The 19,114-nt window shown below is 62.6% G+C and carries 19 protein-coding genes; 3 read left to right on the top strand and 16 right to left on the bottom strand.

Annotated features, from left to right (window positions below):
- Positions 1-154: 154 nt before the first annotated feature.
- The 12 genes from AC30D9_RS22480 to AC30D9_RS22425 form a co-directional block, all read right to left on the bottom strand.
- Positions 155-745: a nucleotidyltransferase family protein gene (locus AC30D9_RS22480; protein WP_490144866.1), complete on the bottom strand. Its 591-nt coding sequence runs from the start codon at positions 743-745 to the stop codon at positions 155-157.
- A gap of 20 nt (positions 746-765) precedes the next feature.
- The gene (locus tag AC30D9_RS22475; protein ID WP_307573948.1) at positions 766-1,737 is read right to left on the bottom strand and encodes an XdhC family protein; all 972 of its coding nucleotides are present in this window, start codon (positions 1,735-1,737) and stop codon (positions 766-768) included.
- Positions 1,737-4,052, bottom strand: a complete 2,316-nt coding sequence (locus tag AC30D9_RS22470) for a xanthine dehydrogenase family protein molybdopterin-binding subunit (RefSeq protein ID WP_490144865.1) — start codon at positions 4,050-4,052, stop codon at positions 1,737-1,739. Before AC30D9_RS22470 ends, AC30D9_RS22475 begins: the two co-directional genes overlap by 1 nt.
- Complete coding sequence (locus tag AC30D9_RS22465; protein ID WP_490144864.1) at positions 4,049-4,519, bottom strand: (2Fe-2S)-binding protein; 471 nt, start codon at positions 4,517-4,519, stop codon at positions 4,049-4,051. Before AC30D9_RS22465 ends, AC30D9_RS22470 begins: the two co-directional genes overlap by 4 nt.
- A 266-nt stretch (positions 4,520-4,785) precedes the next feature.
- A complete protein-coding gene (gene murB, locus AC30D9_RS22460; protein WP_490144863.1) occupies positions 4,786-5,805 on the bottom strand; it encodes a UDP-N-acetylmuramate dehydrogenase in 1,020 nt (339 codons plus the stop codon).
- Entirely contained in the window at positions 5,802-6,266 is a 465-nt protein-coding gene (locus AC30D9_RS22455) for a low molecular weight protein-tyrosine-phosphatase (RefSeq protein ID WP_307573955.1), read from the bottom strand. Before AC30D9_RS22455 ends, murB begins: the two co-directional genes overlap by 4 nt.
- Entirely contained in the window at positions 6,266-7,030 is a 765-nt protein-coding gene (kdsB, locus tag AC30D9_RS22450; RefSeq protein ID WP_307573956.1) for a 3-deoxy-manno-octulosonate cytidylyltransferase, read from the bottom strand. Before kdsB ends, AC30D9_RS22455 begins: the two co-directional genes overlap by 1 nt.
- A complete protein-coding gene (locus AC30D9_RS22445) occupies positions 7,027-7,212 on the bottom strand; it encodes a Trm112 family protein (RefSeq protein ID WP_003179363.1) in 186 nt (61 codons plus the stop codon). The genes kdsB and AC30D9_RS22445 overlap by 4 nt, the downstream gene beginning before the upstream one ends.
- A 22-nt stretch (positions 7,213-7,234) precedes the next feature.
- Positions 7,235-8,245 carry a tetraacyldisaccharide 4'-kinase gene (gene lpxK, locus AC30D9_RS22440; RefSeq protein ID WP_490144862.1) on the bottom strand — a complete coding sequence of 337 codons (1,011 nt, stop codon included), beginning with the start codon at positions 8,243-8,245 and terminating at the stop codon, positions 7,235-7,237.
- Positions 8,245-8,673, bottom strand: a complete 429-nt coding sequence (locus tag AC30D9_RS22435; RefSeq protein ID WP_013694002.1) for an ExbD/TolR family protein — start codon at positions 8,671-8,673, stop codon at positions 8,245-8,247. The genes lpxK and AC30D9_RS22435 overlap by 1 nt, the downstream gene beginning before the upstream one ends.
- The gene (locus tag AC30D9_RS22430) at positions 8,670-9,305 is read right to left on the bottom strand and encodes a MotA/TolQ/ExbB proton channel family protein (protein ID WP_024616893.1); all 636 of its coding nucleotides are present in this window, start codon (positions 9,303-9,305) and stop codon (positions 8,670-8,672) included. The genes AC30D9_RS22435 and AC30D9_RS22430 overlap by 4 nt, the downstream gene beginning before the upstream one ends.
- Positions 9,306-9,400: 95 nt before the next feature.
- Positions 9,401-11,647, bottom strand: coding sequence for a DNA internalization-related competence protein ComEC/Rec2 (locus tag AC30D9_RS22425; RefSeq protein WP_490144861.1), 2,247 nt, complete (start codon positions 11,645-11,647; stop codon positions 9,401-9,403).
- A gap of 143 nt (positions 11,648-11,790) precedes the next feature.
- On the opposite strand from AC30D9_RS22425, the gene AC30D9_RS22420 reads away from it, so the two are divergent.
- The gene (locus AC30D9_RS22420; protein WP_046063671.1) at positions 11,791-12,306 is read left to right on the top strand and encodes a DUF2062 domain-containing protein; all 516 of its coding nucleotides are present in this window, start codon (positions 11,791-11,793) and stop codon (positions 12,304-12,306) included.
- 169 nt (positions 12,307-12,475) lie between these two features.
- Here AC30D9_RS22420 and AC30D9_RS22415 read toward each other — a convergent pair whose 3' ends face one another.
- From AC30D9_RS22415 to AC30D9_RS22400, 4 genes are all read right to left on the bottom strand, one after another.
- A complete protein-coding gene (locus tag AC30D9_RS22415) occupies positions 12,476-13,255 on the bottom strand; it encodes an ABC transporter permease (RefSeq protein WP_072347169.1) in 780 nt (259 codons plus the stop codon).
- Between the two features lie 2 nt (positions 13,256-13,257).
- A complete protein-coding gene (locus AC30D9_RS22410) occupies positions 13,258-14,190 on the bottom strand; it encodes an ABC transporter ATP-binding protein (protein WP_109754403.1) in 933 nt (310 codons plus the stop codon).
- 136 nt (positions 14,191-14,326) lie between these two features.
- Complete coding sequence (locus AC30D9_RS22405) at positions 14,327-14,950, bottom strand: glutathione S-transferase family protein (protein WP_134925267.1); 624 nt, start codon at positions 14,948-14,950, stop codon at positions 14,327-14,329.
- Positions 14,951-14,994: 44 nt separating this feature from the next.
- Positions 14,995-15,654, bottom strand: coding sequence for a transglutaminase-like domain-containing protein (locus AC30D9_RS22400; protein ID WP_307573966.1), 660 nt, complete (start codon positions 15,652-15,654; stop codon positions 14,995-14,997).
- Between the two features lie 438 nt (positions 15,655-16,092).
- Here AC30D9_RS22400 and AC30D9_RS22395 point away from each other — a divergent pair, with 438 nt between their 5' ends.
- Both AC30D9_RS22395 and AC30D9_RS22390 read left to right on the top strand, forming a co-directional pair.
- Positions 16,093-18,540 carry an acyl-CoA dehydrogenase gene (locus AC30D9_RS22395; RefSeq protein ID WP_490144860.1) on the top strand — a complete coding sequence of 816 codons (2,448 nt, stop codon included), beginning with the start codon at positions 16,093-16,095 and terminating at the stop codon, positions 18,538-18,540.
- Between the two features lie 112 nt (positions 18,541-18,652).
- Positions 18,653-19,060: a PA2817 family protein gene (locus AC30D9_RS22390; protein WP_003204309.1), complete on the top strand. Its 408-nt coding sequence runs from the start codon at positions 18,653-18,655 to the stop codon at positions 19,058-19,060.
- Positions 19,061-19,114: the final 54 nt, after the last annotated feature.

Genomic DNA, 19,114 nt, shown 5'->3' with positions numbered 1-19,114 from the left:
CAGTGGGTCTGGGACCAGGCACAAGACTTATGCCCATGAAGATCCAATGTGGGAGCGGGCTTGCTCGCGAAGGCGTCGGGCCAGCTTACCTCAATGGTGAATGTCAGACCGCTTTCGCGAGCAAGCCCGCTCCCACAGGGTTTTGCGTCGTCTGTTATTTGAAGGTCAGTGCCTCTGGCACATCGACATCCCAAACAACACCAGGGTCATCCACCGGTACTTCGACCACTTGCGCCCCAGCAAACAATATCTTGGCGCCGCGATCCCCGGTGAGCGCCATTAGTTTCGCTCCAAACTCACGCCCAAACCCCACCGGATGCCCGTATTCACCGGCAAGGACCGGCACACTGATGCCATCCTCACGGATCGCCGCCCTCACCTGCTCGATGCTCGACGGCAGTATGAACGGCATGTCGCCGAGCAAAATCAGCCAGCCATCAAGGTCCGGGCAAGCCTGGACGCCGGCAGCGATGCTGTCCCCCAAGCCGGGCGAGTCCAGTTCCACGAAATCGCAGCCGTAGGCCTGGGCCATACGAATGGCCTGCGGACGCTCCGGGCCGGTCACCAGCACGCGCTTTTCCAAGGAAGCTGGGAGATTCACTAACACCTGCTCGATCACCGACCGCACGGCACCGTCGCGCCCCGTGCAATCGGCCAGCAATTTATCCTTGTCCGGGCCTGCGACCTGACGGAAACGGCTGCCCGATCCGGCCGCGAGAATGATCACGCCAATCGACTGGGACATATTCCCTCCTCATCTGCGGCCTACTGCGTTTTTTTCTGCCGCAGTTCAACACCATTCTTGATCGCCACGATTTCGGCCAGCAGCGACAAGGCGATTTCCGCCGGGGTGTGGCTGCCGATGTGCAGGCCGATGGGCCCATGCAGGCGCTCGATGGCCTCTGCTGACAAGCCTAGCTGAGCCAGGTTATCCCGGCGCTTCTGGCTGTTGACCCGCGAACCCAGGGCGCCGACATAAAAAGCCTTGGAGTCCAGGGCCGTGAGCAGCGCCATGTCATCCAGGCGCGGATCATGGGTCAAGGCCACGATGGCGGTGCGCTCATCGGTCTGGATGCTCAACACAGCCTCGTCGGGCATCCCCGAGACGAAGCGGCCATGCTGCTCTTCCCAACCGTAGACAAACTCCTTGCGCGGATCGCAGATCAGCACTTCGAAGTCCAGCAGCCGGGCCATTTCCGCCACGTAACGCGACAGTTGCCCAGCGCCGATCAGCAGCAGCCGCCAACGCGGGCCGTAGATGGCCCGCAGGACTTGCCCATCGAACACCAGGGCGTCGGTCTTGTTGGCCGGGGTCAGGACCACATTGCCGCTGGCGACGCTCAGCTCGCGGGCGACGATTTCATGGGCTTCGCAGCGCTCCAACAGTTCGGCGACCCACTGTGGATCGCCGATCCGCTCCTCGGTCAGACGCAAGGTGCCACCGCACGGCAGGCCAAAGCGCGCCGCCTCTTCGCGAGTAACGCCATAGGTGATCAGTTGCACCGGCGGACCGTCTGCCGGAATGCGACCGTCGTGGAGCCGGGCGATCAGGTCATCCTCGACACAACCGCCCGACACCGAACCAATCACCACGCCATCTTCGCGCAGGGCCAGCATCGCCCCCGGCGGCCTTGGCGCGGTGCCCCAGGTCTGGACCACGGTGAACAACACTACCCGCTGCCCGGCGCGGCGCCATTCAAGCACGCTGCGCAGGACGTTCAGATCAACGCTGTCCATCAGGCCTTCGCCTGCTGCCAGCCTTGCAACTGATAGCGCACAGGCAGGTTACGGATCCGCTTGCCGGTGGCGGCGAAAATCGCGTTGCACAGCGCTGGCGCAATAGGCGGAACGCCCGGCTCGCCGACACCGCCCAACGGCACGTCACCCGGCGGCGTGACCAGATGCACGGCTACTTGCTTGGGTGCCAAGGACATGCGCGCCACTTCGTACATGTGGAAATTGTCCTGCTGCACTTTGCCGTCCTTGAAGCTGATTTCACCCACCATCGCATTACCCAGGCCCATGACACAGGCACCTTCGAACTGGGAGCGGATGCGCTCGGGGTTGATCTGCGGACCACAATCCACGGCGATGTCCGCCTTGTGCACGATCACCGTGCCATCGTCCTTGACCTCGACCTCGATCACCGCCGCCACGTAGGTGACGAAGCTGTAGTGCACCGCCAGCCCCAGGCCACGGCCCTTGGGCAGTTCCCGGCCCCAACCGGCGGCCTTCGCGGCGGTTTCCAGCACCGTGCGGATCCGCGCGGTATCAATCGGATAACGTTCAGGGGATTCGCCGTAGTTCCATTCTTCGCTCAAGGTACGCGGATCGATCTTACGGTCCGGCCCGAGCAATTTGACCTGGTACTTCAGTGGATCCTGACCGGCCTTGTGGGCCAACTCGTCGATGAAACTCTGGATCGCGAACCCGTGGGGGATGTTCGACACCGAGCGATACCAACCCACCCGGGCATGAGCCACCGCTTCGGGGTTCTCCAGGCGCAGGTTGGGAATGGCGTAGGCCATGTTGGTCACGCCCATGCCTATTTCGAACGGCGCCTCGTGGGTCATGCCCGGTGCAAACAGCGCGGTGATACTCGGCGCTACGGTGCGATGCAACCAGCCCGATGGCATGCCGTCCTGGTTCAGGCCGGCCTTGAGGTATTCGGCTGACACGGTATGGAAATACGAGTGATGGATGTCGTCCTCGCGGGTCCATTGCACCCGTATCGGCTGGCCGGGAAACTCCTTGGCGAGCACCGCCGCTTCGACGACAAAATCAGGCTTGGACTTGCGTCCGAAACCGCCGCCCAACAACGTGATGTTCACCGTGACCTTCTCGAAAGGAATGCCCAGGCGTTCGGCGACACGCTCGCGAGTCACCTGCGGCGCCTGGCTCGGTGCCCAGGCCTCGCATTGGCCGTCCTTGAAACGAGCGACCGCGACCATCGGCTCCATCGGCGACTGGGACAGATGCGGCAAGTAATACGACGCCTCCAATGTCGAATCAGCCTTGGCCAACGCGTCATCGAGATCGCCGCTGCTGCGCACGACTTTGCCGGGCTTGAGGGCCGCCGCTTCCAGCTCCTTGCGATAGGCAATGGAGTCATAAGCGGCATTCGGGCCGTCGTCCCACTGGATTTTCAGTGCTTCACGGCCCTTGATCGCCGCCCAGGTGTTCTTCGCCACCACCGCCACGCCGCCCAACGGCTGGAACTCCGAGGGTAGCGGGCGCCCTTCGATCTGCACCACCTTGACCACGCCCGGTACTTTCAGCGCGGCGCTGCTGTCCACACTCTTGACCTTGCCACCATAGACCGGCGGACGCGCGATGACGGCGTAGAGCATGCCGTCCAAATGCACATCGGCCCCGAACACGGCACGGCCGTTGACGATGTCCGCGCCATCGATGGCCCGGCTCGCTTCCTTGCCGATATAACGGAACTCGGCTGGCTGCTTGAGACGCAAGCTGTCACGGCTCGGTACTGGCAGGGCACTGGCGGCAGCGGCCAATTCGCCATAGCTCAATTCGCGACCGGAAGGTTGGTGCAGCACTTTGTGCAGTTGGGCATGGCATTCACCCACCGGGACCTTCCACTGTGCGGCAGCGGCTTGTTCCAACATGGTCCGCGCGGCAGCACCGCAACGGCGCATCGGCTCGTACCAGTGACGCATGCTGCGTGAACCGTCGGTGTCCTGGTTGCCGAAACGTGCCTCATCGGCCGGCGCCTGTTGCACCTTCACCCGTGCCCAGTCGGCCTCCATCTCATCGGCCACGACCATGCTCAGGCTGGTGCGCACACCCTGGCCCATTTCCGAACGGTTGCAGATCACGGTCACGCTGCCGTCGGCGGCAATGCTGACGTACACCTTCGGGTCGTCGACCGCGCCATGGGGCATGCCCTCGGCGCCGAATTTCTTTTCCTCGGCAAAGGCATCCGGCATCCCCCAACTGGCGGCCAGCACCAGCACACCGGTGGCGCTCGCGCCCTTGAGGAAGCCACGACGGCTGAGGTTGCTCAGCACAAAATCATTGGGCAAGCGGCTCATGCCTTGGCCTCCTTCAGGTGAGTGGAGGCTTGGCGGATCGCGGTCTTGATCCGGTTATAGGTGCCACAGCGGCAGATGTTGCCGACCATGGCTTCCTCGATCTGCTCATCGCTCGGGTTGGGGTTGGTCTTGAGCAAGGCGGTCGCGGACATGATCTGCCCGCCCTGGCAGTAACCGCACTGGGCCACGGCGGTGTCGAGCCAGGCCTTCTGGACGACTTGCCCGATCGGGTCGGCGTGGAGCCCATCGATGGTGCTGATGTCCTGCCCTTTCACCGAGCCGATGGGCGTAATGCAACTGCGCGCCGGGGCGCCGTCGATGTGGATGGTGCACGCGCCGCACAGGCCCATGCCGCAGCCGAATTTGGTGCCGTTGTAACCGGCCACGTCCCGGATGGCCCACAGCAGTGGCATGTCCTCGGTCACATCCAGTTGATGGTCTTTTCCATTGAGTTTCAGGGTAATCATGGGCACGCCCGCATAGTTATCGAGTTATGGGGTCGAGCAATCTGCCGCTTGGGTAACGGTTCGGTTGTCGCAGACTGGCTCAGGCTGATCGGGCTCTCTTATCCGGACGCACGCAGGCGTCTGTATCGGGCCTTAGGGATGCAAGGATCGCATCGTTAGGAAGCTAAATTAACCCAGGATCAAACAAAACGCCCTGCACAATCCTGCACAAATGATCGTGCGCAGGGTGTGCAGGGCGTTTTTTCAGGCGGTTGCGAAAGTCCGCTTCAGTACCGATTGGGTTCCATTTCCAGCTCGACCTGGAAACGTTCGGCAATGTCTTTCTGGATACGCAGGGCCAAGTCCAGAAGTTGCTGACCAGTGGCCTTGCCGTAGTTGACCAGCACCAACGCCTGCAATTTATGCACCCCGGCATCACCCTCGCGAAAGCCCTTCCAGCCCGCCCGTTCGATCAGCCAACCAGCGGCGATTTTCATCTGCCCTTCAGGCTGTGGATAAGCCACCAGATCCGGGTATTGCAGCTTGAGGTGGGCCACGTGGGTGGCCGGCACCAGCGGGTTCTTGAAGAAACTGCCCGCGTTGCCCAGCACGGCCGGGTCCGGAAGTTTTTCACTGCGGATGCTGCAAATCGCCCGGCTCACATCGGCAGGCGTCGCCTGCTCGATGCCCTGCTCGGTCAATCGCTGGCGGACCGGGCCGTACTCCAAGTGCAAGTGCGCGACGCGGCTGAGGGCGAAGCGCACCCGCAAGATCAACCAACGCCCCACTTGCTGCTTGAACAGGCTGTCGCGGTAGGCGAAACGGCATTCCTCAAGGGTGAACTCGCGCAGCTCGCCAGTCTGACGATCCAGCGCGGTGAGGCCGGCGAAGACATCCTTGATCTCCACGCCGTAGGCACCGATGTTTTGCATCGGTGCCGCCCCGACCGTACCGGGAATCAGGCTGAGATTTTCCAGGCCCGACCAGCCTTGCGCCAGCGTGTGCTGGACGAAGGGGTGCCAAGGTTCCCCGGCTTCTGCTTCGACCACCACCCGTTCGCCGTCATCGCTGAGCAAACGAATTCCCCGGCTGGCCATGCGCACCACCAATGCGTCGATGTCACCGGTCAGCAGCAGGTTGCTACCACCGCCGATCACCAGCAATGGCACGGCATGTTCGCTGGCATAAGCCAACGCCTCACGGACATCACCATCGTCGTGGGCTTCAGCGAACAAGCGGGCGTTGACGTCCACCCCAAAACTGTTGAAAGGCTTGAGGCTGACGCCCGCCCGTACCTGCAAGGTCATAACCGCCCCTTCAATTCGATCACCAGGCGATCCGTGGCGCGCTCGATCAAGTCCAGCACCTGCTCGAAGCCCTGCTCGCCGTCGTAGTACGGGTCCGGCACATCGTCGAGCTCGGCTTCGTAGCGCCGCAGGAACAGATCCAGCTCGGCCCTGGCATTGGCCGGTTGCAGGGCCTTGAGATGGCGCAGATTGCTGCTGTCCATCGCCAGGATCAGGTCGTAGGTGGCGAAGTCAGCACGGGTCACCTGTTGCGCGCGCTGGGCCGACAAGTCGTAGCCTCGCTTCAGGGCCGCAGCCTGGCTGCGCTTGTCCGGGGCTTTGCCGACGTGCCAGTCACCGGTGCCGGCGGAAGCGACTTCCACCTGCCCGGCCAACCCGGCCTCACGCAACTTGTGGCGCAGGATGCCTTCGGCGGTGGGCGAGCGGCAGATATTGCCGAGGCAGACGAACAGGACCCGCATCAAGCCTCCAGCAGGCGACGAACGCGCTCGAGGTCTTCGGCGGTGTCGACTCCGGTCGGCGGGGCGATCAGCGCATCGGCGACGTGGATCCGCACGCCATGCCACAGGGCACGCAGTTGCTCCAGGGATTCAGTGTTTTCCAACCAGCATGGGCCCCAGGCGACAAAGTCCTGGAGGAAACCGGCGCGGTAGGCATAGATACCGATATGGCGGCGGTACGGTACGCCTTCGGGCAGTACATCGGGGTTCTGGGCAAACGCGTCCCGGGCCCAGGGCAATATTGCACGGCTGAAGGTCAGCGCCAGGCCATTGAGGTCACTCACAACCTTGACCACGCTAGGGTTGAACAGGGTCTGCGCATCCTCGATCGGCTCGGCCAGGGTGGCCATGCGCGCTTCGGTGTGGGCCGCCAGGTTGGCGGCGACCTGATCGATGACGCTCGGCGGGATCAACGGCTCGTCGCCCTGCACATTGACCACGATGGCGTCGGGTTCCAGCCCCAGTTTCTCGGCGACTTCCGCCAGGCGATCGGTGCCGGAATTATGATCTTCACGAGTCAGGACCACCTCGGCGCCAAAGCCTTTGCAGGCCTCGACGATGCGTACATCGTCAGTCGCCACCACCACGCGCTGGGCGCTGCTTTTGCGAGCCTGCTCCCAGACGTGCTGGATCATCGGCTTGCCGGCAATCGACAGCAAGGGCTTGCCGGGCAGACGCGTCGAGGCGAAGCGCGACGGAATGACAACGGTAAAGGCTGCGGTCATTTATCCAGGCGCTCGTCGGTAGTCAGAGTGCGGGCTTCGCTTTCGAGCATCACCGGGATGCCGTCGCGAATCGGGTAAGCCAGGCCGGCGCCCTTGCTGATCAGTTCGGTCTTGTCGGCGCTGAGCTTGAGCGGGCCTTTGCAGACCGGGCAGGCCAGAATATCGAGCAATTTGGTGTCCATGGTATTCCCCTGGATAAAAGGTTTAAGGCAAAAGCCGATCCGGCAACAGGCGCATCAACTGCGTATCGAACCAGGCCGCGAAGGCCGGCGATGGCGCGGCGTCCACCGCCAGGTACCACCAGTCAGGTGCAGCGAAGGCACGGCATTTGACCGCATCCTTTTCCGTCATGACCACTGGCAGCGAAGGTGTGAAACTCAAGGCCTGGGCGCTGTATTCGGCGTGGTCGGCAAACCCGTGCGGTATTGGCCGCCAGTGTAGCGTTTCGAGGGTCTTGAAGAAACGCTGGGGGTTGCCGATGCCGGCCACGGCGTGCAAGGCCTGGCCGGATGGAAAATGGTCGAGAGGACGGCGTTCGCCGCTGGCCAGGTTCACCAGTTCGGTGGGGCGCAATTGGAAGGCAAAGCCGTCCTCACGATCGGCGCTGGCGCCGTTGTACAGCACGGCGTCGACCGATTGCAGGCGCTCGACCGGCTCGCGCAATGGCCCGGCAGGCAAACAACGGCGGTTGCCCAGGCCCCGCGCGCTGTCGATCAGCACCAGCTCGAGGTCCCGAGCCATCCGATAATGCTGCATACCGTCGTCGGACAGGATCAGGTCCAGCGGTTCGGCCGCAAGCAGCGCCTGGACCGCACGACTGCGATCAGGGTCAATCATCAACGGCACGCCTGTGCGCTGGACGATCAACAGCGGCTCATCACCGGCGACGTCGGCGCCCTGCTCGGCCTTGACTCGCCAGGGCAGTTGCGGCGGCTTGGCGCCATAACCCCGGCTGACCACGCCGACCCGCAAGCCGCTGCGCTGGCAATGTTGGATCATCCACAGGATCAGCGGCGTCTTGCCAGTGCCGCCGACCGTGATATTGCCCACCACCACCAGCGGCACGGGGGGCTGATAGATCTGCCCTCCACCCGCCAGGAAACGCTGGCGCTTGCCCACCACCACTCGTCGGTACAACCACTCCAGCGGCCGTAGCAGGGTCAGGGCCGGGTGACCTTCGTACCACGCGGCAAGCAATCGATCGGACATGGCCATCAGGGTGCGGGAGCCGCCTCGACCGTGGTCATGCGCAGATGGCTGAAGCCGAGCTTGCCGGCCGCATCCATGGCGGTGATCACCGATTGATGGGGGGTCTTGCCGTCGGCGCTGATGGACAGCGGCAGGTTGGTGTCACCGCCAGACTCTTTCTGCAAGGCCTCGATCAGGCTCGCCAGGTCGCTCTTGGGCAGCAATTGGTTATTCACCGAAAACGCCCCTTCGGCGCTGATGGTGATTTCCAGGTTCTTCAGTTGCTGGTCTTCGGCCGGCGAGCCGCTGACGGCCTGCGGCAGTTCAACCTTGAGCTGGGTTTCCCGGGTGAACGTGGTGGTCACGACGAAAAACAGCAGCAGGATGAACACCACGTCGATCAGCGACGCGAGGTTGATCTCGATGTTTTCCCGTGGCTTGCGGCGGAATTTCACTTCTTGCCCCCAGCCAGGTCCACATCACGGTCCCCCTGCACCACCTCGACCAACTTGATGGCTTCCTGCTCCATGCCAACCACCAGCTCGTCGACGCGGCGTTGCAGGAACCGATGGAAGAATACGGCCGGAATGCCCACCATCAGGCCGGCGGCGGTGGTGATCAGGGCCTTGGAAATCCCCCCTGCCAGTACCGCGGCGTTGGTGGTCATGCCGGAGCCGGTAAACGCGCTGAAGATGTCGATCATGCCCAGCACGGTACCCAGCAGGCCGAGCAGCGGGGACATGGCGGCGATGGTTCCCAGGGTATTGATGTAGCGTTCCAGTTCATGGATGACCCGGGCGGCGGCTTCCTCGATGCACTCCTTCATGATCTCGCGACCATGCTTGGAGTTCGCCAGGCCGGCGGCGAGGACTTCGCCCAACGGCGAACTGGCCCGCAGCTCCTTGAGCTTGTCCTTGTTCAGTTGCTTGTCCTTGATCCAGACCCAGACCTGCCCGAGCAGATGCTCCGGGGTCACGCGGCTGGCCCGCAGGGTCCACAGGCGTTCGGCAACGATACCCAGTGCCGCGATGGAACTCAGAATGATCGGCAACATCATCCAGCCGCCGGATTTGACCAATTCCCACACAGTGACTGCCCCCTCGAAAAAGTGCGCCACTTTATCACACAGACTCGCCTTGCAGACCCGCCCCGCCGATAAGCGCATCAGCCGATTGCGTTGGATCAATATTGCCCCGGTGGCCCGACTGCTGGCCGATCGCGCCAGTAACGTCGGTGCCCGGCCTCGGTGCGCGGCAACTCGAAAGCCCCCAGTTGCAGACGAATGGCGCCCTGCTCGGCGCTGTCGTAGATCGCCAGGCCCGAGCGGCGGTAGCGGGCCATCACCTGCGGATGGGGATGGCCGAACGCGTTGCCCTGCCCTCGGGAAATCAACACCGAATGCGGCTTGAGACGTGACAGCAACGTCATCGACGACGAACTGCGACTGCCGTGGTGAGGTGCGGCCAGCCACTGGATCGGTAGCGCCAGGGGCTCGTCGAGCAAGGCGCGTTCGGCATGGATGTCGATATCGCCGGTCAAAAGCAGGCGCTCACCGCCTGCCTCCACCAGCAAGACGCAGGATTTCTGGTTGCTTTCGACAGCAGAGGCCCATCGCCATAGCTCGAACCCTACCCCGTCCCATTCCCAGCGCCGGCCACTGTCGCAGGGCCCGGCCAGCAACTCGGCGGACAGCGCATCGGGATCGCCGCTGATCACTTCCTTCGTCGGCAGCCCGTTGCGTACGGCCGGGGCACCACCGGCATGATCGGCGTCGGCATGGCTGAGCAGCATCAGGTCCAAGCCTCGAACCCCCAGTTTGCGCAAGGTCGGCAGGACGACCCGCTCGCCCACATCAGCCTCGCCAAAACGCGGCCCGGCGTCGTATAGCAGGGTGTGCCGTCGGGTCCGCACCAGCACCGCCAGCCCTTGGCCCACGTCCAGTTGCCAGATCTCGGCTTGCCCTGGCGGCAGGTGTTCTCGCGGTGGAAAAACCATCAGCAACACCATCGGCCACCCCAGTAAACGTAGCGGCACACCTTTGGGCAACAGCAGCAGAAAAGCGCCGAGGACGGCGATACCCAGGGCCCAGTTCGGGACTGCGGCCGGGACCCAGGCCGGCATTCGTCCGGCGACCAGCGTCAGCCCCTTGAACAACAGATCGAGCAGTCCGCCGGCGATCCACAGCAGGCCTTCGCCAATGAGAGGGACCGGCAACAACGCCGTGCCGAGCAGCGCCGACGGCAAGACCAACAGGCTGATCCAGGGCACCGCGAGCAGGTTCACCAGCGGCCCGCTGAGACTGACCGGCAACCCCACGATCAACAACAACGGACACAGGCCGACCGCGACCAGCCACTGGGCACGGGTCCAGGTTTGCCACCAGCGCCAGGGCCCCAGGCGACCGCCAAAGGTGAACATCAATATGGCGACGGCCGCAAACGATAGCCAGAACCCTGGTCGCAGGCTGGCAAGCGGGTCGAACACCAGCACCCCGGCGAAGGCCAGCAGCCATGCCCACCACGGGTCCGGCTGCTTGAAGCGCAAGCGCCACAACAGCACCAGGCCGATCATCGCGCAGGCCCGCCGCACCGGCACCTCGAACCCGGCGAGCAAGCCGTAGCCCAGGGCGGCGCAGAAAGCCAGCGCGCAGGCCCAAGGCAACCATGCCAGACCTGCCGGCCACAGGCCATAGCGCGCCGCGCCAGCCACCAACAGGTACACCAGGCCGGCGAGCAGGCCGATGTGCTGCCCGGAGATCACCAGCAAGTGGACGGTGCCGGTGTCTTGCAGCACCTGCCAATCTTCGCGACTCAGCCCGCCACCGTCGCCCAGCACCAGCGCCGCCAGCGCACCGGAGCGACCGTTGGCGTCGACCTGTGCCAGTGCCTGGCGCACCTCATCCCGCCAGGCACCCCGGGCCGCCTGCAAAAGACGGCCGTCCTTGACCGTACCGGTCGCGCCGATACCGCGACTCAACAACCAGGCTGAATAATCGAAGCCGTGTGGGTTCAGCAACCCGGCGGGTCGCTTGAGTTTCACCGCCAATCGCCAGCGCTCGCCGCTGTTGACCGGCGGGCCACCGAACCAGGCGAGACGCAGTGTCGTCGGTAGCCGGGTACGACGTGAATGGGCATCAGCCAGTTCGAAACGCACCACGCCATCGTCCTGTTGCGGCAAACCGACGACGCGCCCCTCGACCCAACGGGTTTCTCCATCGAGCGCGACGGGTAACCGGTCGTCCAGCGCAAACTGCGCCGACAGACAGGCCCAGGCCAGCCCGAACAGGAAGAAACCCAGCGGATAGGTTCGAAACGGCAACGCCATCAGCGCCAGCACCGGCATGGCTGCAATCAGCCACAACGGTGGCAGTGCCGGTAAAAAAATCGGGGCCAACAGCCCCAGTGCAAGCGCGATTAACCCTGTGCGCATAACCCGTCCTTGAGAGTGCCCTCTCCAGGCATAGACGGTCCACGGCACTGTCGGCGTTATCAATTGTCACAAAGTCTGAATCTGCCAGCCGTAGAATCCGGACATACTTGCGGCCTCACTGCGTTGAACCGACCGAGAAGCCTATGCCCCGGCGCCTATTCAAACGTTACATGCCAGACCCAGAGAGCATTCGGGAACACAAATCCTTACGTTTTCTCGGTACCCTGCTGCACGATCCCAACCTTTGGCACCTCAATCGGCACTCCGTGGCCCGGGCGATGGCTGTTGGCCTGTTTGCCGCATTCTTGCCAATCCCGTTGCAAATGTTGCTGGCCGCCGCATTGGCCGTCACGGTGCGCGGCAATATGCCGATTGCGGTGAGCCTGGTGTGGCTGACCAATCCGATCACCATGCCGGCGGTGTTCTTCTGCACCTACCAGACCGGCGCCTGGCTGATGGACGTACCCGCCCGGACATTGCCCGAAGAACTGACCTGGGAATGGATCAGCGGCCAGTTGTCCACCTTGTGGCAGCCGTTCCTGCTCGGTTCGGTGGTGACCGGCCTGGTACTCGGCGCCCTGGCCTACTTCGTCACCATGAGCTACTGGCGCTGGTGGGTGGCGCGGCAGTGGAGGCGGCGCAAGAAAAGCCGGATGTGAGATGCAAAAAAAGGCCTCCTGGGAATGGAGGCCTTTTTTTTGGTGTTCTTATTGGCCTCTTCGCGAGCAAGCCCGCTCCCACATTCGATATTCAGTGAACGCAAGATCAGCGTTCGACATAGATCAGTGTGGGAGCGGGCTTGCTCGCGAAGAAGGCGACGCGGTCTTGTCAGGTACGCATCCCACGCCCGCTGACCAGCAACCGCGCACAACCGATGTAGAGCACTACGGTCGCGACCAGCATGAAGGTAATCGCGATGCTGATCTTGATGTCCGACACCCCGAGGATGCCGTAGCGAAAGGCGTTGACCATGTGCAGCACCGGGTTGGCCAGGGACACGGTCTGCCAGAACGGTGGCAGCAGCGAGATCGAGTAGAACACCCCGCCCAGGTAGGTCAGCGGCGTGAGCACGAACGTCGGGATGATGGAGATGTCATCGAAGTTGCGCGCAAACACGGCATTGATGAAACCCAGCAATGAAAAGATCGTCGCCGTGAGTACCACCACCAGCACCGTCACCCCCAGGTGATGCACCTGCAAATGGGTGAAGAACAACGACAGCAGGGTCACGATCAGGCCCACCGCCAGCCCCCGCAACACGCCGCCCAGGGTGTAGCCGATGAGGATCGTATGGGGCGATACCGGCGAGACCATCAGTTCTTCGATCGAACGCTGGAACTTGCTGCCGAAGAAGCTCGACACCACGTTGCCGTAGGAGTTGGTGATCACCGACATCATGATCAGCCCCGGCACGATGTAGTCCATGTAGGTGAAGCCGCCCATGTCGCCGATCTGCCGGCCGATCAGGTTACCGAAGATCACGAAGTACAAGACCATGGTGATGGCTGGCGGCAGCAGTGTCTGCGGCCAGATCCGCATGAAACGCCGGACTTCGCGGTACACGATGGTATTGAGGGCGATGAGGTTGGGGCGCAGTTCAGAACTCACACTCATACCGCCACCTTCGCCAGATTTTTCTCCACCAGGGACACGAACAACTCCTCGAGGCGATTGGTTTTATTGCGCAGGCTCTGCACTTCAATGTTTTGCAGGGCCAGTTGGGTGAACAGCCCGGTGATACCCACGGTTTTGTCCACCTGGACTTCCAGGGTGTGGCTGTCCACCAGGCGGGCCGGATAACCGATAAGTTGGGGCGCGGCCTTCAGGTCGTTTTTCAGGTCCAGCACGAAGGTTTCCACATGCAGTTGGCTGAGCAACTGGCGCATGCTGGTGTTCTCGACGATGGTGCCGTGGTCGATGATGCCGATGTTGCGGCACAACTGCTCAGCCTCTTCCAGGTAATGGGTGGTGAGGATGATGGTGATGCCTTTCTGGTTCAGCTCGGTCAGGAAGCTCCACATCGAACGACGCAACTCGATGTCCACGCCGGCGGTCGGTTCGTCGAGGATCAGCAGGCGCGGTTCATGCACCAGCGCGCGGGCAATCATCAGTCGCCGCTTCATGCCGCCGGACAATGAACGGGACGGCACGTCACGCTTGTCCCACAGGCCCAACTGGGTCAGGTATTGCTCGGCGCGCTCGTTGGCGATCTTCGGCGGGATGCCGTAGTAGCCGGCCTGGGTCACGACGATGTCGAAGGTCTTTTCGAACTGGTTGAAGTTGAATTCCTGGGGCACCACGCCAATGCAGCGCTTGAGCGCGGCGGGCTCGCGGTCCAGGTCATGCCCAAAGACATTCACCGTGCCGCTGGTCTTGTTCACCAGGGTGGAAAGAATGCCGATAGTGGTGGATTTGCCGGCACCGTTAGGGCCGAGCAAGGCGAAGAAATCACCTTCGGCGACGTCCAGATCGATACCACTCAAGGCCTGGAAACCGTTGCCGTAGGTTTTGGTTAGCTGCCGGATGGACAGAGCGGAACTCATATCGGATTACGCACCAAGAAGGGAGGGAAGAAAACAATAGATAAGGGCGAGCGGCGAGCAATGCAACCACGGCGCGCGAAGGCAATGGTGCGTGGCGTCGCCGCACAAGTACAGTCAAGTGTGTCGATAGTAAGTATTAAGTCAACGCGGTCATGACGGCCTTGCGGTAGGCCGGACGCTGCTGCAACCGCGCGTACCAGGCCTGTACGCCAGGTAGCTCGGCGCGCTGGATGGGCATCTCGAACCAGGCATAAATGAAACTGCCCAGGGGAATGTCGCCCATGCCGATTTCATCACCCGACAGGTAGGGCTGTTCGCTCAAGGTTCGTTCGACCATCGCCAACAAGTCATCGCACTCCTTGATCGCCGCGTTGATGGCCGCCCAGTCCTGTTGCTCGGCCGGGGTGCGCAACACGCCCCAGAACACCGTGCGAAACGGTGCGGCAAAGCTGGACGTGGTCCAGTCCATCCATTTATCAGCCTTGGCCCGTGCCTGGACATCTGCGGGATACCAGGCCGAACCCGACGCATGACGAGCAGCCAGGTACCGCACGATGGTGTTGGATTCCCAGAGCACGAAACCGTCGTCCTCGATCATCGGCACGCGGCCGTTGGGGTTTTTCGCACGGTACTCGGGCGTGTCCACCACCCCGAATGCCCCGCCCGCATCAATGGCCTGGTAGGCCAGTCCCAACTCTTGCGCGCACCACAACGCCTTGCGCACATTCGATGAATTTTTCCGGCCCCATATCTTCAGCATCACGGCGTCCTCGATGGATAAATGCTGCCGCAGCATACGCCGGATCAGGCGTGACTCAAATCGCCCTGCATGTCACCGAGCAGGAGCGGCACCTGCTCGCCAAACAGATGCGGGTAGCATTTCTCCAAGTGTTCGAAGAAAAACGCCTCGGGCACATCGGTGAACTGACCGTGGTCGGTGACGTATTCCATCAACTTCGCCCCTTGTCGATTGAACGGGTGGAAAACGCTGTCGTGACGACCGTCGAATTCCAGGGGAGCCACGTCGAACAACTCGCACAACCCCTGGTTGAAAGCCGGCGTCGCCTTGACCCAGCGGTCGTTCAGGTACAGCTCGGTATAACCATGCATGGCGAACACGTCGCTCCTGAGCAATTCCAGCAGGCGTGGGGTGGACAGGTGGTTGCGCACATCCGCCAGGCCGATACGCGCCGGGATACCGCAATGTCGGGCGCAGCCGGCCAGCAGGGTGGCCTTGGGCACGCAGTAACTTTCGCCTGCGGCCAGCGCGTAACTGCCGCGCAGGGTCGCCGGGTCGCGGCTGAAGGTATAGGGGTTGTAGCGTACCGCCTCGCGCACGGCGTAATAGAGGTTGACCGCTTGGGCCTGCGGATCGCGCTCGGCACCGCGGTGGGTTTCGGTGAAGTCGATAACCGCGGGGTGGTCGCTGTCGATGAACGGGCCGGGGTTCAGGTATTGCTGCATAAAAGGAAAGCCTCTCGGGAAACATCACTCCCCTCAGGGTCGAACTCGGTCTTTGTGGCGAGGGGATTTATCCCCGTTGGACGCGAAGCGGCCCTAAACCTGACACCTCGGTGTGCCAGGCAGATTGAGTGGGCCTGCCTTGGGGCTGCTTCGCAGCCCAGCGGGGATAAATCCCCTCGCCACAAGTACTGTGTTCGGCTGGGGCTGACTGTGTTCGAGTTTATCCACAGCCCAAGCCCAGCGATAACGGCATTCCGGCCAAACAATGGCGTTTTCTCACCTTGTTAACGAACGATTTCCCACGGCTGTTGCCAACCAGACTGGCGCAATACAACTGGGGTTTCCCACGAAATCAATCACATCGCGCTGACCGCCGGTTTTGCAGATGCCGTCTAAGCTCTGAAGGTCGGTTTTGCCTTGGTTCACGGAGGATTACATATGCTGTTGTTGTGGATACTGGTGCTGATCGTCGGGATCGCCTGGCTGGCGCATCGGCGCACCGACCCGCTACCCGCGCTAGGTATCGTCGCGGTCTACCTGTTGGCCATGGGCATTTTCAGCCATGCGCCCGGCTGGCTGCTGCTGATCCTCTGGGTGGTACTCGCCGCCGTCGCCGCCCCGTTGCTGCTGCCAGACCTGCGCCGTCGATACTTCAGTGCGCCGATGTTCGACTGGTTCCAGAAAACCCTGCCGCCCATGTCCCAGACCGAGCGCGACGCCATCGATGCCGGCACGGTGTGGTGGGATGGCGAACTGTTCAGCGGCCGTCCGGATTGGGACTTGCTGCTGGCCTACCCCAAGGTGCAACTGACCGAGGAGGAGCAGGCTTTCCTCGACGGCCCCACCGAAGCGCTCTGCGCGATGGTCAGCGACTGGCAGATCGGCCAGGACATGGACCTGCCGCCTGAAGCCTGGGCCCACATCAAGGAGCACGGTTTCTTCGCGCTGATCATTCCCAAGGAATACGGCGGCAAAGGCTTTTCCGCCTATGCCCACTCCCAGGTGGCGATGAAACTGGCCACCCGCAGCGGCGACCTGGCCTCCACCGTGATGGTCCCCAACTCCCTCGGCCCGGCGGAACTGTTGCTGCATTACGGCACCGATGAACAACGCGACCATTACCTGCCGCGACTGGCCCGTGGAGACGATATTCCCTGCTTCGCCCTGACCGGGCCGCTGGCCGGCTCCGACGCCGGGGCGATGCCCGACACCGGCATCATCTGCAAAGGTGAATGGCAAGGCCAGGAAACCCTTGGCCTGCGCCTGAACTGGGAAAAGCGCTACATCACCCTCGGTCCGGTGGCCACCCTCCTCGGCCTGGCCTTCAAGGCTTATGATCCTGACCACCTGCTGGGGGATGAAGAAGACCTGGGCATCAGCCTGGCCTTGATTCCCACCGATACCCCTGGCGTGCATATCGGCCGCCGTCACCTGCCTCTCGGCGCCGCGTTCATGAACGGGCCGAACTGGGGCAAGGACGTGTTCATCCCCCTGGACTTCCTCATCGGTGGCCAGGCGATGCTGGGCAAAGGCTGGATGATGCTGATGAACTGCCTGTCGGTCGGGCGCTCGATTTCCTTGCCGGCGGTGGGCACCGGCGCGGCGAAGTTCACCAGCCTGGTGACAGGCCAGTACGCCCAGGTGCGCGAGCAATTCAACGTACCGCTTTCGGCGTTCGAAGGTATCCAGGAAGCCATGGCGCGCATTGGTGGCAACGCCTGGTTGATGGACGCGGCACGCATGCTGACCGCCAACGCGGTGGACCTGGGGGAAAAGCCTTCGGTGCTGTCGGCCATTCTCAAGTACCACCTGACCGAACGCGGCCGCGAGTGCATCAGCCACGCCATGGACGTACATGGCGGCAAGGGCATCATCATGGGCCCGAACAATTACCTGGGGCGTAGTTGGCAAGGTGCGCCGATCTTCATCACGGTCGAAGGCGCGAATATCCTGTCGCGCAACCTGATGATCTTCGGCCAGGGCGCCATTCGCAGCCATCCGTTCGTGCTCAAGGAAATGGCCCTGGCAACCCGTGAAGACAAAGACCAGGCGCTGGTCGAGTTCGATGCCCTGTTGCTCAAGCACATTGGTTTCGCCGTGAGCAATGCCGCCAGTACCCTGGTGCTAAACCTGGGCCTGGGGCATTTTGAAAGGGCTCCTGGCAACACCTTGAGCCAGGGCTATTTCCGCGCCCTCAACCGACAGGCCGCGGCATTCGCCCTGCTGGCGGACCTGAGCATGATGTTGCTGGGAGGTGAACTCAAACGCCGTGAACGCTTGTCGGCCCGCCTGGGCGATGTTTTGAGCAACCTGTACCTGGCCTCCGCCGCGCTCAAGCGTTATCACGACCTCGATTCGCCTGATCACATGACGCCGCTGTTCACCTGGGCCATGGAGGAAAGCCTGGGCCAGTCGGAACGTGCGCTGGATGAGCTGCTGAGCAACTTCCCCAACCGGGTGCTGGGTTGCCTGTTGCGCCTGGTGGTGTTCCCCTTCGGTCGTCGTCACAAGGGCCCGAGCGACAGGCTCGACGCCGAGGTGGCGGCGGTCATCGGCCGGCCCAAGGGTGACCCGACCCTCGAAGAGTTGCTGCAAGGCTGCTACCGCCCGCAATCGAGCGACGATCCGGTGGGCGCCCTGCAACACGCCGCCGACCTGCTGGCCGCCGCCCATCCGCTGCACAAGAAACTCCACGGAGCGCTCAAGCAGGGTCAGCTCAATCCGGCGCCAGGCGAACCGCTCATCGACGCGGCCCTGGAAGCGGGCGTGCTGCAAGCCGGTGAAGCACAGACCTTGCGCGCGGCCGAGGCGGCGCGACGCAAGGTCATCGACGTGGATGACTTCGATAAGGAAGAGCTGACGCTGGCGCAGGACAAGGTTCGTTGATGACGACCAGGGAGGCCCGACCTATAGCTCTTCACCTATAGCTCTCTACCTATAAAAGCGGGCGCAACGGCTTTATACTCCTGCGCCCGTTTTACTCTTGAGGACTTATCTCGTGTCCAATGTCGTTGCCGATCACCTTGTCTTGCTTGACCACTTGCGCAGCATCCTGGTCGCCGTGGGTGAGGCCGAACAGGTGCCCGAAGAAAGCCACGCCTTGTTTCTGGAACGCTTCGACGAGTTGCGCGCGCAACTGCCCGTCGACCCGATCGAAAGTCAGTACCTGGGCCAGGACCTCCTGTGCCAGGTGATCGTCCGTTACCCACAGATCGCCCATCTGGTGCCTCGCGACCTGCTCTGGTACTTCGCCGGTGACTGCCTGCACTACATGCCCGACGAAGAGATCGCCCTGTACCAGGCTCTGGAGGAACGTCGTTTCGAAGCCGAGCAAAACGACGAGCCCTTCGACTGGAACCAGGAAAAGCAATTGCTGGCGATGTCGGACCAGGACAGCAAGCACTGATCGCGACCGGTCATGCAAAGGCCCGCACGGTTAACCCGGCGGGCCTTTTTTTTT

Source organism: Pseudomonas sp. DF11 (genome assembly GCF_058148565.1).
The sequence above is the reverse complement of the archived record's forward strand: the minus strand, read 5'-3'. Positions and strand labels throughout refer to the sequence as shown.

Bases quoted from the DNA above. Each gene is read 5' to 3' on its own strand.
- AC30D9_RS22465 (WP_490144864.1), bottom strand. From the start codon at position 4,519: ATGATTACCCTGAAACTCAATGGAAAAGACCATCAACTGGATGTGACC.
- lpxK (WP_490144862.1), bottom strand. From the start codon at position 8,245: ATGGCCATGTCCGATCGATTGCTTGCCGCGTGGTACGAAGGTCACCCG.
- AC30D9_RS22420 (WP_046063671.1), top strand. From the start codon at position 11,791: ATGCCCCGGCGCCTATTCAAACGTTACATGCCAGACCCAGAGAGCATT.
- murB (WP_490144863.1), bottom strand. From the start codon at position 5,805: ATGACCTTGCAGGTACGGGCGGGCGTCAGCCTCAAGCCTTTCAACAGT.
- AC30D9_RS22405 (WP_134925267.1), bottom strand. From the start codon at position 14,950: ATGCTGAAGATATGGGGCCGGAAAAATTCATCGAATGTGCGCAAGGCG.
- AC30D9_RS22445 (WP_003179363.1), bottom strand. From the start codon at position 7,212: ATGGACACCAAATTGCTCGATATTCTGGCCTGCCCGGTCTGCAAAGGC.
- AC30D9_RS22455 (WP_307573955.1), bottom strand. From the start codon at position 6,266: ATGCGGGTCCTGTTCGTCTGCCTCGGCAATATCTGCCGCTCGCCCACC.
- AC30D9_RS22425 (WP_490144861.1), bottom strand. From the start codon at position 11,647: ATGCGCACAGGGTTAATCGCGCTTGCACTGGGGCTGTTGGCCCCGATT.
- AC30D9_RS22475 (WP_307573948.1), bottom strand. From the start codon at position 1,737: ATGGACAGCGTTGATCTGAACGTCCTGCGCAGCGTGCTTGAATGGCGC.
- AC30D9_RS22395 (WP_490144860.1), top strand. From the start codon at position 16,093: ATGCTGTTGTTGTGGATACTGGTGCTGATCGTCGGGATCGCCTGGCTG.
- AC30D9_RS22410 (WP_109754403.1), bottom strand. From the start codon at position 14,190: ATGAGTTCCGCTCTGTCCATCCGGCAGCTAACCAAAACCTACGGCAAC.
- AC30D9_RS22400 (WP_307573966.1), bottom strand. From the start codon at position 15,654: ATGCAGCAATACCTGAACCCCGGCCCGTTCATCGACAGCGACCACCCC.
- AC30D9_RS22470 (WP_490144865.1), bottom strand. From the start codon at position 4,052: ATGAGCCGCTTGCCCAATGATTTTGTGCTGAGCAACCTCAGCCGTCGT.
- kdsB (WP_307573956.1), bottom strand. From the start codon at position 7,030: ATGACCGCAGCCTTTACCGTTGTCATTCCGTCGCGCTTCGCCTCGACG.
- AC30D9_RS22480 (WP_490144866.1), bottom strand. From the start codon at position 745: ATGTCCCAGTCGATTGGCGTGATCATTCTCGCGGCCGGATCGGGCAGC.